Annotated in this window: 18 protein-coding genes and 1 tRNA gene; 10 read left to right on the top strand and 9 right to left on the bottom strand. The window is 65.1% G+C overall.

Going from position 1 to position 14,525, the window contains the following annotated elements; all coding sequences use genetic code 11:
- Positions 1 to 106: 106 nt before the first annotated feature.
- Together ACVWYQ_RS26175 and ACVWYQ_RS26170 are read right to left on the bottom strand one after the other, a co-directional pair.
- Complete coding sequence (locus tag ACVWYQ_RS26175) at positions 107 to 550, bottom strand: PaaI family thioesterase (RefSeq protein ID WP_271546158.1); 444 nt, start codon at positions 548 to 550, stop codon at positions 107 to 109.
- Positions 551 to 553: 3 nt separating this feature from the next.
- Positions 554 to 982: an acyl-CoA thioesterase gene (locus ACVWYQ_RS26170; RefSeq protein ID WP_271546160.1), complete on the bottom strand. Its 429-nt coding sequence runs from the start codon at positions 980 to 982 to the stop codon at positions 554 to 556.
- A 106-nt stretch (positions 983 to 1,088) separates the two neighbouring features.
- On the opposite strand from ACVWYQ_RS26170, the gene ACVWYQ_RS26165 reads away from it, so the two are divergent.
- Positions 1,089 to 1,637, top strand: a complete 549-nt coding sequence (locus ACVWYQ_RS26165; protein WP_157286803.1) for a TetR/AcrR family transcriptional regulator — start codon at positions 1,089 to 1,091, stop codon at positions 1,635 to 1,637.
- Between the two features lie 124 nt (positions 1,638 to 1,761).
- Here ACVWYQ_RS26165 and ACVWYQ_RS26160 read toward each other — a convergent pair whose 3' ends face one another.
- Complete coding sequence (locus ACVWYQ_RS26160; RefSeq protein WP_271546162.1) at positions 1,762 to 2,244, bottom strand: hypothetical protein; 483 nt, start codon at positions 2,242 to 2,244, stop codon at positions 1,762 to 1,764.
- A 200-nt stretch (positions 2,245 to 2,444) separates the two neighbouring features.
- Here ACVWYQ_RS26160 and ACVWYQ_RS26155 point away from each other — a divergent pair, with 200 nt between their 5' ends.
- Positions 2,445 to 2,744, top strand: coding sequence for a PsiF family protein (locus tag ACVWYQ_RS26155; RefSeq protein ID WP_271546164.1), 300 nt, complete (start codon positions 2,445 to 2,447; stop codon positions 2,742 to 2,744).
- A gap of 100 nt (positions 2,745 to 2,844) precedes the next feature.
- On the top strand, positions 2,845 to 3,930 hold the full coding sequence (locus ACVWYQ_RS26150) for an AbrB family transcriptional regulator (protein WP_404545504.1): 1,086 nt from the start codon (positions 2,845 to 2,847) through the stop codon (positions 3,928 to 3,930).
- A gap of 3 nt (positions 3,931 to 3,933) precedes the next feature.
- Here ACVWYQ_RS26150 and ACVWYQ_RS26145 read toward each other — a convergent pair whose 3' ends face one another.
- Positions 3,934 to 4,473: a disulfide bond formation protein B gene (locus ACVWYQ_RS26145; protein WP_271546168.1), complete on the bottom strand. Its 540-nt coding sequence runs from the start codon at positions 4,471 to 4,473 to the stop codon at positions 3,934 to 3,936.
- Between the two features lie 156 nt (positions 4,474 to 4,629).
- Between ACVWYQ_RS26145 and ACVWYQ_RS26140 the strand changes: the two genes are divergently transcribed.
- Positions 4,630 to 4,714: transfer RNA gene (locus tag ACVWYQ_RS26140), tRNA-Leu, on the top strand.
- Between the two features lie 102 nt (positions 4,715 to 4,816).
- Here ACVWYQ_RS26140 and ACVWYQ_RS26135 read toward each other — a convergent pair.
- Positions 4,817 to 5,701 (bottom strand): arginase family protein, encoded by an 885-nt coding sequence (locus ACVWYQ_RS26135; RefSeq protein WP_456726535.1) that lies wholly within the window; start codon positions 5,699 to 5,701, stop codon positions 4,817 to 4,819.
- A 23-nt stretch (positions 5,702 to 5,724) separates the two neighbouring features.
- The gene (locus ACVWYQ_RS26130) at positions 5,725 to 6,102 is read right to left on the bottom strand and encodes a VOC family protein (protein WP_271546172.1); all 378 of its coding nucleotides are present in this window, start codon (positions 6,100 to 6,102) and stop codon (positions 5,725 to 5,727) included.
- 143 nt (positions 6,103 to 6,245) lie between these two features.
- On the opposite strand from ACVWYQ_RS26130, the gene ACVWYQ_RS26125 reads away from it, so the two are divergent.
- The 4 genes from ACVWYQ_RS26125 (at position 6,246) to ACVWYQ_RS26110 (ending at position 10,246) form a co-directional block, all read left to right on the top strand.
- Complete coding sequence (locus tag ACVWYQ_RS26125; RefSeq protein WP_271546174.1) at positions 6,246 to 7,112, top strand: alpha/beta fold hydrolase; 867 nt, start codon at positions 6,246 to 6,248, stop codon at positions 7,110 to 7,112.
- A gap of 136 nt (positions 7,113 to 7,248) precedes the next feature.
- Positions 7,249 to 7,476, top strand: a complete 228-nt coding sequence (locus ACVWYQ_RS26120) for a hypothetical protein (protein ID WP_036020661.1) — start codon at positions 7,249 to 7,251, stop codon at positions 7,474 to 7,476.
- A 155-nt stretch (positions 7,477 to 7,631) separates the two neighbouring features.
- Positions 7,632 to 8,315, top strand: coding sequence for a response regulator (locus tag ACVWYQ_RS26115; RefSeq protein WP_271546176.1), 684 nt, complete (start codon positions 7,632 to 7,634; stop codon positions 8,313 to 8,315).
- Positions 8,312 to 10,246: a sensor histidine kinase gene (locus ACVWYQ_RS26110; protein WP_271546178.1), complete on the top strand. Its 1,935-nt coding sequence runs from the start codon at positions 8,312 to 8,314 to the stop codon at positions 10,244 to 10,246. Before ACVWYQ_RS26115 ends, ACVWYQ_RS26110 begins: the two co-directional genes overlap by 4 nt.
- A gap of 138 nt (positions 10,247 to 10,384) precedes the next feature.
- On the opposite strand, the gene ACVWYQ_RS26105 is transcribed toward ACVWYQ_RS26110, so the two are convergent.
- The gene (locus ACVWYQ_RS26105) at positions 10,385 to 10,669 is read right to left on the bottom strand and encodes a hypothetical protein (protein ID WP_271546180.1); all 285 of its coding nucleotides are present in this window, start codon (positions 10,667 to 10,669) and stop codon (positions 10,385 to 10,387) included.
- Positions 10,670 to 10,903: 234 nt separating this feature from the next.
- Between ACVWYQ_RS26105 and ACVWYQ_RS26100 the strand changes: the two genes are divergently transcribed.
- The gene (locus ACVWYQ_RS26100; RefSeq protein WP_036020653.1) at positions 10,904 to 11,128 is read left to right on the top strand and encodes a hypothetical protein; all 225 of its coding nucleotides are present in this window, start codon (positions 10,904 to 10,906) and stop codon (positions 11,126 to 11,128) included.
- A 234-nt stretch (positions 11,129 to 11,362) separates the two neighbouring features.
- Here the strand turns inward: ACVWYQ_RS26100 and ACVWYQ_RS26095 are convergent, their stop codons facing one another.
- Together ACVWYQ_RS26095 and mddA are read right to left on the bottom strand one after the other, a co-directional pair.
- The gene (locus tag ACVWYQ_RS26095) at positions 11,363 to 11,785 is read right to left on the bottom strand and encodes a GFA family protein (protein WP_271546184.1); all 423 of its coding nucleotides are present in this window, start codon (positions 11,783 to 11,785) and stop codon (positions 11,363 to 11,365) included.
- 91 nt (positions 11,786 to 11,876) lie between these two features.
- The gene (gene mddA / locus ACVWYQ_RS26090) at positions 11,877 to 12,665 is read right to left on the bottom strand and encodes a methanethiol S-methyltransferase (RefSeq protein WP_271546186.1); all 789 of its coding nucleotides are present in this window, start codon (positions 12,663 to 12,665) and stop codon (positions 11,877 to 11,879) included.
- A gap of 133 nt (positions 12,666 to 12,798) precedes the next feature.
- Here mddA and ACVWYQ_RS26085 point away from each other — a divergent pair, with 133 nt between their 5' ends.
- Entirely contained in the window at positions 12,799 to 14,346 is a 1,548-nt protein-coding gene (locus ACVWYQ_RS26085) for a winged helix-turn-helix domain-containing tetratricopeptide repeat protein (protein ID WP_271546188.1), read from the top strand.
- The last annotated feature ends 179 nt before the right edge of the window (positions 14,347 to 14,525 follow it).

The raw sequence follows: 14,525 nt of genomic DNA, 5'->3' as shown, positions 1-14,525 counted from the left end.
CCCGTTCCGGTCCCATCTTGCGGATATACGCCCGCGGACCGGCCATTGTTACGACTCATATAGAATGCTGCGGGAGCGATTGCCACGCGAATCGCGCCCGGCTCAACTAAGCCGCCGGCAGCATCGCCATCAATGTCCCGGTCATCGTAGCGATCAGCGTGGTCTTGCCGTCATGCTCGGCGTAGGCCTTTGCCTCGCAGAAGGTCAGCGTGCGGCCGGGCTTGACCACTTCGGCCTTGAAGACGAAACGCTCGCCGCGGGCGGGCGCGAGCAGCGTGGTCTTGAATTCGACGGTGAGGATACCGGCCTCCGGCGGCATCAAGCTGAAGGCCGCAACGCCGCAGGCGTTGTCGAGCCCGGCGGTGATGATGCCGGCATGGATGAAACCGTTCTGCTGCGTGAAGGCCGGCGCATGCAGCATCGCGAGCTCGACCTCGCCCGGCGCGAGGCGAACGATCACGATGCCGAGCGTGCGCATGGCCGGTTGGGCATCGAACATGGCGATGGCCGCCGCGCGATAGCCCGGGTTTTTCGGCTCGAATGCGGTCATGGCTCACACCTCGGCTGGTTCGGCAAGATGCTTCATGGCAGCTTCGCGAATGCAATCGGCGAACGGGGCGGACTTGCGGAGCTGGCGGTCCATGTGCACGCCGGTGATCTCGCACGTCGCGGCGAGCTCGCCGGTCTCGGCATTCGTCATGTCGTGCCGGAAGCGGATCGACTTGTCCCTGATCTCAAGCAGATGGCTGCGGATCTCGACGATGTCGCCGGCGAGCAGCTCGCGCTTGTAGGCGATGTTTTGCTGCACCGCGGCCATGCCGCGGCCGGAGGACCGCAAGTAACTCGGCGTCAGGCCGAGGCGAGCGAACAGATTCCAATTGGCCTCGTCGAACTTGCCGACATACCACATGATGTTCATGTGCCCGACATGGTCGCATTGCCACGGATAGACCGTGCCGCGATAGGTCGCCTCCTGCTCCATAGCATTTCCTCCGCGCTTTCATTCTTGGTCGTTGATACGGTAGCGTATCAAACCCGTTGCGCATTAACAATACGGCACCGTATCAAGATCGGGTGAGGCTTCCTCCATGAGCGACGGCAAGGGCGACGTCTGGGTCGAGGCTGGATTTGCCGAGCTCGCCCGCGCGGGGGTGGAGGGCGTGCGGGTCGAGGTGCTCGCCAAGAATCTCGGCGTCACCAAGGGCGGCTTCTACCGGCGCTTCGCCGACCGCGCCGCGCTGCTCGAGGCCATGCTCGAAGCCTGGCGCAAGGGCCGCATCGCCGCGATCGCGCAGCAGACAAGCCTCGACGGGCAAACGCCCCGCGAGCGGCTGAGGGCAGTGATCCAGCTCTATTCCGAGCGGCTCAATCCGGAAGGGATGGCGATCGAGCTCGCGATCCGGCAATGGGCCCGCTCGGATGAGAACGCCGCGGCCGCAGTGGCAAGTGTCGACGCGGCGCGGCTCAGGCACGTCGGCGACCTCTACCGGGCGACCGGCCTTGCGACCGAAGAGGCCGACGCGCAGGCCTTCCTGTTCTACTGCTTCATCTTCGGCCAGAGCCTGTTGTTCGTCGAGAGCGGTCCGCGCAAGCGGTCGCAACTCGTGGCGAAATCTGCCGAGAAGCTGCTCGACTGAGCATGATCCGACCCCCAAGGGCCGCGTAAGCGCAAGGTGTGCAGCGGCTTTCCGAAAAGATCATGCGCGACACTTCAGGCGAATCGGCCGGAGCGTCGCTCCGGCCTTCGCAGCAATGCGAAGCTCAGGCGGCGCCCTTCAGCTTCTTGGTGCATTCGCTGTAATAGCCGCCGCCTTTCTGAATCCATTTCAAGCCGCCGTTGCCGTTGGTGGACTTGTTGGCATTGTACTGGTCGACGCAGGTGTGCAACCGCGCCTTGCCGGGAGTCTCCTTGGCATATTTCGGATCGATCGCGTTCGGGTAGACTGCGGGTCCGGCCGGCAGGGCTGGCGCCGCGGCTGGTGCCTCCTCCTTCTTCGCCTGCTTCGGCTCCGCGGGAGCTGTGGGCGCTGCCGCTGTCGGCGCAGCGGCGGGCGTCGCATCGGCACCGCATTGGGCCTTGCGGAAGTCATTCCACTTCATGGTGCCGAGCGAGCCGTCCTTCTTGGCGGCCTGGTACTTCGCGCTGCACTCCTGCGCGGTCAGTGCCTGTGCCGGCGCGCTCGTCAGCAATGCCGCGACACCAGACGCTGCGATCGCATACAACAATTTCGTCTGAATGGTCATCCCTGGGTCTCCTGCTTGATCTTCCCCGACGGAAGTGAATTGAGGATTGCTATCCTAGCGTGCCGGCCGCTTGCGACAAGGATGCGATGAGTTGCGCCGGCAAAATATAGTGATCCTGCCGCTCAACTCATTCATGTCGCGTTCAGCAACGCGAGCCAACGTTCCAGCCCTTCGCAATTCTCGCAAGCAGAGTGCACCACATGACCTTCACGTCCCGCCTCGCCGCCGTTGCTCTCGCCTCCCTGCTCGTCACCGGCACCGCTTTCGCACAGACCGCCGCGCCGGCCGCCAAGACCGACACTGCCGCCACCGTCGACGAAAAGAAGGCAACGAAGGAGCGATCGGCGGAATCGCTGGAATGCTCCAGGCAGGCGGACGCCAAGGGATTGAAGGGGAAGGAGCGCAAGAAATTCCGTCGCGAATGCAAAAAGGAGGCGAGGGCCGGCAGCGCAGTCGCCGCTCCAGCAGCTCCCGCCGCTCCCGCAGCCGACAAGAAATAAGCCCGTCACGATTCCGTCCGAGCCTCCGCGGAAGGCCTCGCGCATTGCGGCATGACGAGCCTGCAATTGTGCGCCTCGCGCTGATTTGCGATAAGGTGGCGTGAAGCACATCACCGCCTCCCTGTCGTTCGAATGGCCGAGCCGTGCCACGATCCTGAGCACGGTGGAGACGCTCGTCATCGGCACCGCCGGCGGCCTTGTGTTTCTGCTCGCCGGCCTTCCCGGCGGGCTGATCTCCGGCTCGATGATCGCGGTCGGGATCGCCGCGATCGCCGGCCGTCAGCTGACCTTGCCGCCGATTTTGACCCAGACCGTGCTGGTGCTGCTCGGCATCTCGCTGGGCTCGGTCGTCTCGCGCCATTTGCTTCAGCAGGTCAGCGCCTACCCGGTCACCATCGGCCTGCTTGCGCTCGCCACGTTCTGCTCCACGTTCGGGTCGAGCTATTACCTCCAGCGCATCCATGGCTGGGACCGCACCTCCGCTTTCCTGGCCGGCAGTCCCGGTGCGCTGTCGCAGATCACGATCCTGGCGGTCGAGCGCGGCGCCGACCTGCCGGGCATTGCGGTGGTGCAGACCATGCGCGTCATGATCCTGACCGCCGCGCTGCCGATGGTGCTGGCGATTGCAGGCGTCACGCCCTCGGCTGCACAGTCGCTGACAACGACCATCGCCTCGCCGCTCGACCTGCTCGAGCTGGCCGCCGCGTCGCTGGCCGCGGCGCTCGTGCTGCGGCTGATCAGGTTTCCCGCGAGCTGGATGTTCGGCGCGATGATCGCCTCCAGCGTGCTGCATGGTGCCGGATGGGTCGAGGGCGGCCTGCCGGACTGGGTGCGTGGCGTTGCGCTGATCGGGATCGGCGCACTGATCGGCAGCCGTTTCGCCCGGATGCGAATCAAGACGCTCGCCGGCCACCTCAGCGCTGCGCTGGGCTCGTTTGCCGTGGCCATCGCCGTCTCCGCCATCTTCGTCGGCATCGTGGCGCTGACCACCCCGGTGAAATTCTCCGACGTCGTCGTCGCCTTCGCGCCGGGCGCGATGGACGCGATGCTGGCGCTGGCTTTGACGCTGCACATCGACCCGATCTTCGTCGGCGCCCACCACCTGTCGCGTTTCGTCTTCGTGACGATCGCAACGCCGGGCATCGTGCACCTGTTCGGGCGCACGCAGGACGACGTGGATGATTGAGCTTTAGCGCTTCGCCGTCCGCACGAAGCCCCACGCAGCGATCGCGGCCATCACGAGCGAGATCAGCACGTTGTAGCCGGCGAGCGAGAGGCCGAGGAAGCGCCATTGCACCTCGTCGCAGCGCACCACCTTCACGGTGTCGAGCTTCGACAAGAGATCGGCGGCGCTGCCGAGGTTGACGACCGGACCGGAGCAATCGGTCGGCCCCTTCCAGAACCCCCATTCGACCCCGGAATGGTAGGCGCCGAGGCCGGCATTGGCGAGCGTCGCCAGGGTGAGGATCGCCAGCCCCGCCAGCAGCAGCGGCCGCGGCGCGCCGCTTCGCGCCGCCAGCGCCGTCAGCACACCGAGAGGTATCGCAAGGTAATAGGCGTAGCGCTGCTCCAGGCACAATGGGCAGGGCAGGATCTCCAGGACGAGCTGGAAGAACCAGGCGCCCGCAATCGTGGCTGAGCCGATCAGCGTGACCAAGGCCGCGGCGGTCAGCGCGGGGCTCGTGGCGCCCGGCTTGAACGCAGGTATGGCGGCACTCTGGGTGGTCACCGCAGCCTCTTTCGCATCTCTCGCGCTCCCAAGCCTCTAGCCCCAGCCCATGCGGCTGTCGAGAACGGCGGGGATCACTTTGGCGCGGGTTGACCCCGTCCCGTCCATGGCTATAGTCCGCCGGCTTCGCGACGCCGCCTATGAGGCCGACCGAGGGCCCCTGTGGCGGAACTGGTAGACGCGCTCGACTCAAAATCGAGTTCCGCAAGGAGTGCTGGTTCGATTCCGGCCAGGGGCACCACGCTTCGGGCTTCGCGTGGCGCGGCCAGGCGGCCCAAAGGGCGAAGCGTGTCCGGCGAAGCCTCTTCTCTTGGCGAAGACCGACTGGTTCAGCAAACTCGAACTACGACCCGAGCGTTGCTGCGAGCACATCGGCCAGGCCACGCCCGGCGCTGCCGTCTTCATCCAGGCCCGGATTGTAGATGGTGATCTCCAGGCCGACCGCCTTGCCACTCGCCAAGCCAACCCGGAGCACGGTCGATAGCTCGTCCCACGACAACCCACCCGGCACGCGAAAATCGACAGCCGGCATGATGGCATCGTCGAGACAATCGGCGTCGAGATGGATGAAGAAGCCGTCCAGCTCGGCTCGCGTCAAGTGATCGACGGCTTCGCGTGCAGCGGCCTCGATGCCTCGCGCCCGCACAGCAGGAAGATCAAGCACCTTGAGCTCTTCGGGAAGCGGCTGGCTTCCATATTCCGCCTGATCCTGGTGATCGCGATATCCAAACGCCACAATGTCTTCAGGGCGGACCAGAGAACCGCGACCTTCGATGTCGGCCAGGAGGGACGGGCCGTGGCCGGAAACGAAGGCAAGGTCCATCGAGGCGCCCTCACCCTTGGGCTCCGCCTCGGGCTGGAAGAAATCGGCGTTGCCGTCGATGAACAACAGGCCGTAGCGGCCGCGCCGTCGAAACGCGAGCATCGAGCCCAGTAAGATCGTGCAATCGCCGCCCAGCACCAGCGGAAACTCGCCCGCGACGAGCACCGCTTCCACCGCGTCGGCGAGTTTGGGCGACCACGCCGCAATTGCGCCGGCATTCAAGACGCCGGTCTCGGGATCCGGCGTCGGATCTTTCGAAGGCACCATCAGCCGCCCGGCGCGGCGCGCGCCGATGCGCTCCGCAAGACCAAGCTTCAGCAGCTGTTCGGGCAAGCGCTCCACGCCGTCAGTCGCAAGGCCGAGCGTCGAAGGAGCTTCGATAATTGCATAGGGCATGGTCGGCATGGCGCCTTCCCGCTCGCTCGCGACTATTGTGCCGAGTAGGTCACGGCCTCGATCTTGTGACCGTCTGGATCGCGGACAAACGCCCCATAATAGTTGAGGTCGTAACTCGGCCGCAGCCCGGGAGCGCCAGCGTCGCTGCCACCATGCTTCAATGCGGCAGCGTAGAAGCGATCGACCATCGCGCGGTTCTCGACGGCAAAGGCGATGTGGCTGCCGTTACCCACGGTCGCGGGCTTTCCGTCGATCGGAACTTGAACGCTGAAGTGAAACGTCCCGCTTCCGTAGCCCAATCCACCCTCGTCCTCGGCCATCGGCGTGATCCCGACGACCGGCAAGACCGCATCGTAGAAGCGCTTCGCACGCTGAACATCATTCGTTCCTACCGAGACATGGTGGATCACAACGACCTCCCGCTCCGATGTTGCTTCGTAACGGTAAGCTTCCGGTGGTTGTTCCGTCAGAGCCGCCTTCGGTTCTACCCACCACGACGCAGATGCCGGGAACCCCGCCCCGGAAGTTGCTTTATCTACAAAGGAAGCAAGACATGGACACACGCGTCAGACATTGCAGGGTCCGGATCGGATCCGTGGATACCTTCTACCGAGAAGCCGGTCCTGAACGCGCGCCCGTCGTTCTGCTGCCGCACGGCTATCCCTGCTCATCCTACGAATTCCGCAATCTGATGCCGCGACTGGCCGATAAATGGCGGCTGATTGCTCCCGATTATCCCGGGTTCGGCTATAGCGGGACACCTGATGACTTCGATTACAGCTTCGGCGGCTATGCCGCGTGGCTCGACCAGTTCGTGAAGCAGCTGAAGATCGAACGCTTCGTGATCTACCTTCATGATTTCGGCTCACCGATCGGGGCCAGGCTGGCGATCATGCGGCCTGAGAGGGTGGTGGCCCAGATCATTCAAAACGGCGACATACCTTACGAAGATGCGCTTGGCCCGGCATACGCCGACATCGAGAAGTCCTGGTCACTGCCCGATCAGGAGATGCGTGCGGCGATGCGGGAAGCTGTCACTGAAGAGAATTTCCGCGACGAGTTCCTGAATGATTTGCGTGCGGATATGGTTGGACTGATCGCACCGGACCTTTGGCGATTGCACTGGTCGCTGATGACCGAGCGGCGGAAAGACGCCGCCGCAGACGTTCTGTTTGGCCTCAAGGCGAACCGCCAATGGTTTCCCGAGCACCGCCGATATCTTCAGGAGCACAAGCCGCCAACATTGATCCTGTGGGGGCCGCAGGACCATTACATGCCTGAGGAGTCAGGGCGGGCCTATCTCCGCGACCTGCCGGATGCCGAACTGCATCTCCTGGATGGCGGCCATTGGCTGCTCGAAACCAACCTCGATGAGGTTGTTTCGCTTACGCGATCATTTCTCGAACGGATCGAACCTTAACGGGCAACGACAGCGCTTTTGTCGCCAACCGGCACCGGCGCGGGCGGCAAGCTTCCCCGATCGCCTCGGGCGTTCGACTTCCCCCAGATATTCCCTATATCGTGCGGCAACGATCTTGACGCAGCGGACCGCTTCGATGGCCAGGAGACGCACGACGGACACGGACGACCTTCCCCGCTATTTCGTCTGGGTCCGGGGGCTCGAAGGGCCCGAGCCGCAGAAATGGACGGCGATGGATTTCGGCGTCGGCGATTGGAAGCGGCCGCTCGTGCTGGCCTATCTGGAGCTGCCGGAAGACGAACGGCCGCTGTCGCTATCGGTCCTGGCGCGGCGATATCCGCCGCCGCGGGTTGATCTTTCGTAAGCTGGATTGGCGGCGGCACTCCGTCGCGCGGCAACGTTGGGTCGGCACATGGCAGTCCCGTGACTGCCCCCATGATTATGGGTGTCACGGCGTGCGCGCTGCGGCTAAACTTGCCTTGCGCCGCGGGGGACACGCGGGTCGCGGGACCATTGATCATGACCGAACAAGGCGAGACGGGTGAAGCCATCACCATCCTCCTCGTCGAGGACGATGCGCCGACCTGCTGGCGCCTCCAGGATGCGCTGGTCAAGGCCAGTTACGAGGTGCGCAGCGCCGGTACGCTCGCAGAGGCGCGGCAGGCCCTCGCCGCCGGCGCGCCGCGCGTGCTGCTGACCGATCTGCGGCTGCCCGACGGCCACGGCGTCGAGCTGATCCGCGAGATGCGGCAGCGCTTCCCCGACACCGAAATCATGGTGATTTCCGCGCTCGGCGACGAGGAGAGCGTGATCTCCGCGATCACGGTCGGCGCCACCGGCTACCTGCTCAAGGACGCCTTCCCCACCGACATCGCCACCACGGTGCGCGATCTGGTCGCGGGACATTCACCGATCTCGGCCTCGATCGCCCGCTTCATCGTGCGCAGGACGCAAGGTGCCGCGCAGAATTCGGCGGAGCCGCCGCCCGGCCCCGCGCTCAACACGGCAAGGCTCACCCCGCGCGAGATCGACATCCTGTGGGGCATCGCCAAAGGCTTCAGCTATGCCGAGATCGCAAGCCATCTCGGCCTCTCCAAGCAGACCGTGCCCGGCCATATCAAGAACATCTATCGCAAGCTCGAGGTGCACACGCGCAGCGAGGCGGTGTTCGAGGCGGTGCAGCAGGGCCTGATCAAGCTGTGAGTGAGATCGCGGCCAAAGCACCTGCGAGGGCACCAACACGCCCGCGGCGCAGGCTGATCGCCTCGCGCCTGGTGCCCTATCTGCTGCTCCAGGCCCTGATCGTGATCGTTACGATCCTGGGGATTCGGCTGCTGCAGCCGAACGATCCCGACGACTACGCGGTGGACGATTTCTCGGCGCGGGAGGACGGTCTGACGCGCCCGGTGACGCTGCCGCATTTCACCTCGTCACGCTATTCGCTGGCCGACCCGCCGATCTACGCCGGCACCTTCACATTCCGGGGCGGCGATGCGGCCGCGGGCTGGTCGGTGTACCTGCCGCGCTTCAGCAACGCGGTGGAGGTCGCCGTCAACGGCGTCGTCGTGCTCGACTCCCGACGCGACACCAACGCCAACCGGCCCGACCGCAACACGCCGCAGATCGCAGCCATCCCCGCGTCGCTGCTGCGCGAGGGCGGAAACGAGATCACGGTGCGGCTGTTCGTATGGGGCCCGCTCAAGGGCTTCCTCGACACCGTCTATGTCGGGCCGGATGCCGCCTTGCGCCCGGCCTATGAGACACGCACGCTGCTGTTCGTCACCCTGCCGGTGGTGTTTTCCGCCTGGCAGGCGATCCTGGCCGTCATCCTCGCGATCATGTGGCTGATGCGGCGTCACGAGCCGGTCTATGGCGTACTGGCGACGGCGATGGTGCTCGGCGTGGTGCAGGCATTCGCGCCGCCGCCGGTGCCGCCGGCCACGGTATCGCACCTGGCCGCGGTGCTGCTGGCCTCCGCACCGATCGAGAGCGCGCTGATCGTCGTGTTCGGCGTGCTGTTCTTCGGCTGGCGCTGGCCGCGCTACGGCACGTTGCTGTTCGTGCCAGGCGTCCTCATATTCGTGGTCGGGCTGATCGGGGGCCCGCCGCTGCCGCGCATCCTGTTCCTGGTGCTCGGCATTCCCACCGTCGGGCTCTGCCTGTTCCTGATGGCCTGCGTCACCGCAACCGCGGTGGTGCGACGGCAGGACGCGGCGAGCTTCACGATCGGCTGCGCGGTGACCATCGTGCTGGTCTGCTGGGTTCAGGACATGCTCACGGTGCTCGATATCGTGAGCAACGATCGCATCTTCGTCTCGCGCCTGTCCTATTCGGCGATGCTGGTCGCGATCGGCGCCGGGCTGACCTGGCGCTTCGCCCGCGCCTTGAACCAGGTCGACAGCTTTGCCGGCCAGTTGGTGACGCGGGTGCGGGAGGCCGAGGAGCGGCTGAAGGCGAGCTTTGCCCGCGAGGAGGAGCGCGCCCGCGCGGCGGCGCTCGCCAACGAGCGCACGCGCCTGATGCGAGACCTGCACGACGGACTCGGCGGCCAGCTCGTGAGCATCGTCGCGCTGTCCGAACGCGGCAGCGCGGGCGCGAGCATCACGGACGCCGCACGCGCGGCGCTGAAGGATCTCCGTCTCGTCATCGATTCCATGGACGACATCGGCGGCGACCTGATGCTGGCGCTCGGCTCCTGGCGCGAGCGCGCCACGGCCCAATTGCGGCCGCACGACATCACGCTCGACTGGCGCGTGGCGACGCCGCAGGGCCTGCCGCTGCATCCCGAGCTCAGGCCATGGCACGTCGTCCAGATCGTGCGCATCCTCGACGAGGCCGTGACCAATGCGGTCAAGCACGCGCAGGCCCGCCGCATCGCGGTGACCATCGACACGTTCGACGCAGGCCAGGGACCCTACGGCGTGATAACCGTGACGGACGACGGAAACGGTTTTGCGCTGGCCGGCAATGGCGAGGCCGCGGGGGCCGGCCAGACCGCGCGCGGCCTGCGCAATATGAAAAGCCGCGCCGCGCGCTGCGGCGCGGTGCTCGACCTGACGTCTGATTCCTCCGGCACGCGCTTGCGGCTGAAATTGCCGCAACGTTTTCCCGACAGCGACATGGCCGCGGGTTGAAAGGGCCCCCTCCCCGAACGTGTGGGGCGCACGGAGAGAGGGGACGGGCCGGGTTGAAATTGCCCGCGGAGGACGGGGGGTCTTCGTCCGCGGGCCCCTTGGCCCGAAGCGATGCATCAGTTCAATGGAGCGGAAATATCAGCGCACGCCGACGCGATTGACCGGGCCGCCCCGATTCATCGGCGTGCCGGCACGCACACCGACACCGGGTGCGCCGACACCGGGGGTCGCGACGGCAGCCCGCGCGACCGGCGCTCCCACCACCACGGCGCCAGCCGGCCGCACCACGCAGCCCTTCGGCACGCCGACGGTCTTGCAATAGACCACGGCCTGCGCCGGGCTCGTGCCCAGCGACACCATCGCCGCACCCGCCAGCGCCATGACCGTCAGCCCTGCGCCCAGCGCTCCAGCTCTCTTCGACATCTTGCTCTCCTGGTTCCGTTCGGCGTCCCGACGCAATCACCGGGTCTCGCAGCCGAGGTGCAGCCTGAATGACAAAAGTCGGCCCGCGGATACATGCCATGAAGATGGGGGTACCGCGGGCGGGAGGACTGGCCGCTGCCATGAACATGGCATGGACCGGCGCCCGGCCTTTGCGGAATGGTCCGGCCCGATTGATCCCGGTCGGGACCAACGAGAATTCCAAAGAGGTGCTCTATGAAGATTTCGGTTCTTGCCGCGCTGCTGCTCGCAGCTGCCGCCCTGCCTGCTGCCGCGCAGTCCGGTCCATCCGTCCAGGAGCAAATGGCCTGCCGCGGCGACGCCAGCAAATTCTGCGCCGAGCATATCGGCAAGCCGCCGCAAATGAACGCCTGCCTGCGCGAGAACAAGTCGAAGCTGTCCGATTCCTGCCGCAAGGTGGTCGAATCGCGCGGAGGCTAAAGTGCGATGAAATGACGCTTGATCGCTGCAACGACGGAGGTGCCCTCCCTCTCCCGCTTGCGGGAGAGGGTTGGGGAGAGGGTGCTTCCGCAATGGGACAATCCCCAAGAGGAGAAAGCCCCCACCCGCGCCTTCGGCGCGACCTCTCCCGCAAGCGGGAGAGGTGAACGGACCGGGGTAGTCGAATCGACCAAGGATGGCAGCAGGGAACAGCCTTCAACTGAAGACGCGCCGCTATTCCTGCATCATTTCGCCGCTTCCGCCGAACTCGGCGGGAAAATCCTTCAGCTTGGGCAGGCCATCGCGCATCGGCAGCACGGTCTCGGCATAGTTGACGTGGACGCCGGGCGTAAACGCGAGGGTGGGGATGGTGGCGGCGAAGACGTCGACCAGACCGAGCGGCGGATGGTTGGTCATGAGATGGCCACCGCACTTCTTGCAATATTTGCGCTGGCTGAGCGGCGTCTTGACGAAGGTCTCGACATTCTGAGCGCCTTCGGTGATGCGCACGGCTTCCGGCTTCCACAGGCTGAAGGCGTTGACCGGACCGCCCGACCAGGAGCGGCAGGAGCGGCAATGGCAATAGCCCATCGCCTCCGGTGCACCCGTGACCTCGATCGTGACCGCGCCACAGAAGCAGTTTCCGACATGTTTCATTTGGACGTCTCCCTTTTTCCGATGGATCGCTATCGCGCGTCGGCGCCCCGCGCGCCCTTGTTTCGATTGGATGCGCGGGGCTTGGCCTAGACTATACCGACCGGCGCCAGGGAATAAGCATGGAGACGCGTTGCTTGTACTGCCGGTACTCGTCGCCGAAGAGATCGACGAGATCGCTCTCCTCAAGCGCGATGCCGACAAAGATGTAGAGCGTGGTCACGGCCGCGAACAGCAGATGACCCGCGGTCATGACCGGCGCCGCCCAGAACGCGATGATGAAACCGAGATAGATCGGATGGCGGACGAACTTGTAGAGCAGCGGCGTCTTGAAGCGCGGCGGCTCCATCTCCTTGCCGACGAGATGATTCGTCACCTGATGCAGGCCGAACAGTTCGAAATGGTTGATGATGAAGGTCGAGGTGAACACCAGCATCCAGCCAGCGAAGGACAACGTGACCAGTGTGACGGCAAGATCGGGGTTCTCGACCTCCCATACGACCGCGGGTAGCGGACGCCACTGCCAGAACAGGAGGAGCAATGACAGGCTCGCGAACAGCACATACGTGCTTCGCTCGACCGGCTTGGGGACGAACTGCGTCCACCATGCCTTGAATTGTTGGCGTGCCATCACGCTGTGTTGAACCGCGAACAGCGACATCAGCAGCAGATTGATGACGACCGCGCGAACGACGGGCGCTTCGGCACCGGTATCGATGGTCTTGGGCACCATCACCCCCATGACGAAGCCGATCGCATAGAGAATGGTGACGAAAAACACGAGATACGCCGCAATTCCGTACAGAAAGGCGATGAACCTGAAAATACGAGAGCCCGTAGCCTCCGGGCCGAGAGAATGAACCTGGTGATCAATTTGGGTCATAAAACACTCCGTTGTGCCGAGGCATCGATACGGTTTGGTCTTCGCACCATGCCGGATCGGACGTCCCGCGGCTTTCGCGGACGATTGATTTTCGCCTGAGACGACTTTGATTTTTGCTTGAGACGACGAGAACGTGCGATTTCGCTTTGAAAACAACGTGCTGGACGGTGACCTTCGGGAGCTCACTTGCGACGGGGAAACCGTTCCGTTGCAGCCGCAAGTGTTCGATCTGCTGCTTTATCTGGTCACGCAACGGGCGCGTGTGGTCAGTAAGGATGACCTGATCAGCCAGATCTGGAACGACCGCATCGTTTCGGATTCCGCCCTGAACAGCCGGATCAACGCCGCGCGCAAGGCGCTCGGCGACGATGGCGCGACCCAGCGCCTGATCAAGACCATTCCGCGCAAGGGGTTTCGCTTCATCGGCGAGGTCCGGGAAGAGGTGGCAGTATCGCTCGCGCGGACGGAAGCCAGGCCCGCTCCCCCGCGCGTTGCGGACCGCCCGGCGATCGCGGTGCTCGCCTTCGAGAACAAGAGCGGGGATCCCGAGCAGGACTATTTCGGCGACGGGATCAGCGAGGACATCCTCACCGCGCTATCGAAGCAGCGCTGGTTCATGGTGATCGCCCGCAACTCCTCTTTCACCTACAAGGGACGCGCGGTCCACATCAGGCAGATCGCCGAGGAACTCGGCGTCCGCTACATCGTCGAAGGCAGCGTGCGCAAGGCGGACAAAAGGGTGCGCATCACCGCGCAGCTCAACGACGCCGTGTCGGGCGGTCATCTCTGGGCCGAGCGCTATGACCGCGAGCTCGTCGACGTCTTCGCCGTGCAGGACGAGATCACCAATGCGATCGCCGCCGCGATCGAGCCGCAGATCCACGCCGCCGAGAATTTCCGCAGCCGTCGCAAGCCGCCGGCGAGCCTCGACGCCTGGGACCTGTTGATGCGCGCGCTGTCGCATTATTGGCGCGTGACCCGGCAGGACCACGCGGCCGCGAAGGCGCTGCTCGCGCGCGCGATCGCGATCGACCCGGATTACGGCCAGGCGTTGTCGGTGCTGGCCGTGAACGACATGTTCGGCGTGCATCTCGGCTGGACCGAGCTGGCCGCGGTTGCGCCGTCCGCGGAAGCCGCCGCGCTCAAAGCGGTGCGCTGCGACCATGAGGATGCCTGGGCACATGCCGCGCTCGGCAGCGTCTGCTTCTCGACCCGCAGGCTCACCGACGCACTGTCCGAGTTCGAGCAGGCGCTCGCGCTCAATCCGAACTTCTCCCTGGCGCAGGGCTATTACGCGCTGGCACTGTCCTATGCCGGACGGTCGAAGGACTCGTTCGAGGCTGCGCAAAAGGCGATCCGGCTGTCGCCGCGCGATCCGTCATTGGCGATCTATCACGGTATCGCCGCCTATGCGCGCTTCACCGAACGGCACTATGGCGAGGCCATCGCGCTGGCGCGCGAGGCGATCCGCCACCGCGGCGATCTTACCGGGGCCTACCGCGTGCTCGCCGTCTCCGCCGGCATGACCGGCGATGGCGCGCTTGCGGAAATGGCACTTGGAGAGCTCCGCCGCACCCAGCCGGGCATCTCGCTGCACTGGATCGCGACGCAGCTGCCGTGGGCGAATGAGCGAGATCGCGAACACTATCTGGAGGGATTCCGCCGCGCCGGGTTGCGGTAAGGCGCAACGCTGCTCTTACCCTTCCCTGGAGGGGCCGGGCCGAGCGAAGCTCGCCCGTGGTCGATCGCGCGCAGCGCGAGCGGGTGGGGTGATCTCTCCACTCGTGCAGTGTCGGATGTGGAGACACCGTCACCCCACCCCGTCTCACATTTTCGCTGCGCTCAATGTGAGCCGACCCT

It is taken from the genome of Bradyrhizobium sp. USDA 3397, from assembly GCF_054060965.1.
The sequence above is the reverse complement of the archived record's forward strand: the minus strand, read 5'-3'. Positions and strand labels throughout refer to the sequence as shown.

Excerpts from the sequence above, each read along its gene's own strand:
- ACVWYQ_RS26175 (WP_271546158.1), bottom strand. The coding sequence starts at position 550 with ATGACCGCATTCGAGCCGAAAAACCCGGGCTATCGCGCGGCGGCCATC.
- ACVWYQ_RS26170 (WP_271546160.1), bottom strand. The coding sequence starts at position 982 with ATGGAGCAGGAGGCGACCTATCGCGGCACGGTCTATCCGTGGCAATGC.
- ACVWYQ_RS26165 (WP_157286803.1), top strand. The coding sequence starts at position 1,089 with ATGAGCGACGGCAAGGGCGACGTCTGGGTCGAGGCTGGATTTGCCGAG.
- ACVWYQ_RS26160 (WP_271546162.1), bottom strand. The coding sequence starts at position 2,244 with ATGACCATTCAGACGAAATTGTTGTATGCGATCGCAGCGTCTGGTGTC.
- ACVWYQ_RS26155 (WP_271546164.1), top strand. The coding sequence starts at position 2,445 with ATGACCTTCACGTCCCGCCTCGCCGCCGTTGCTCTCGCCTCCCTGCTC.
- ACVWYQ_RS26135 (WP_456726535.1), bottom strand. The coding sequence starts at position 5,701 with ATGCCGACCATGCCCTATGCAATTATCGAAGCTCCTTCGACGCTCGGC.
- ACVWYQ_RS26125 (WP_271546174.1), top strand. The coding sequence starts at position 6,246 with ATGGACACACGCGTCAGACATTGCAGGGTCCGGATCGGATCCGTGGAT.
- ACVWYQ_RS26120 (WP_036020661.1), top strand. The coding sequence starts at position 7,249 with ATGGCCAGGAGACGCACGACGGACACGGACGACCTTCCCCGCTATTTC.
- ACVWYQ_RS26115 (WP_271546176.1), top strand. The coding sequence starts at position 7,632 with ATGACCGAACAAGGCGAGACGGGTGAAGCCATCACCATCCTCCTCGTC.
- ACVWYQ_RS26105 (WP_271546180.1), bottom strand. The coding sequence starts at position 10,669 with ATGTCGAAGAGAGCTGGAGCGCTGGGCGCAGGGCTGACGGTCATGGCG.
- ACVWYQ_RS26100 (WP_036020653.1), top strand. The coding sequence starts at position 10,904 with ATGAAGATTTCGGTTCTTGCCGCGCTGCTGCTCGCAGCTGCCGCCCTG.
- ACVWYQ_RS26095 (WP_271546184.1), bottom strand. The coding sequence starts at position 11,785 with ATGAAACATGTCGGAAACTGCTTCTGTGGCGCGGTCACGATCGAGGTC.
- mddA (WP_271546186.1), bottom strand. The coding sequence starts at position 12,665 with ATGACCCAAATTGATCACCAGGTTCATTCTCTCGGCCCGGAGGCTACG.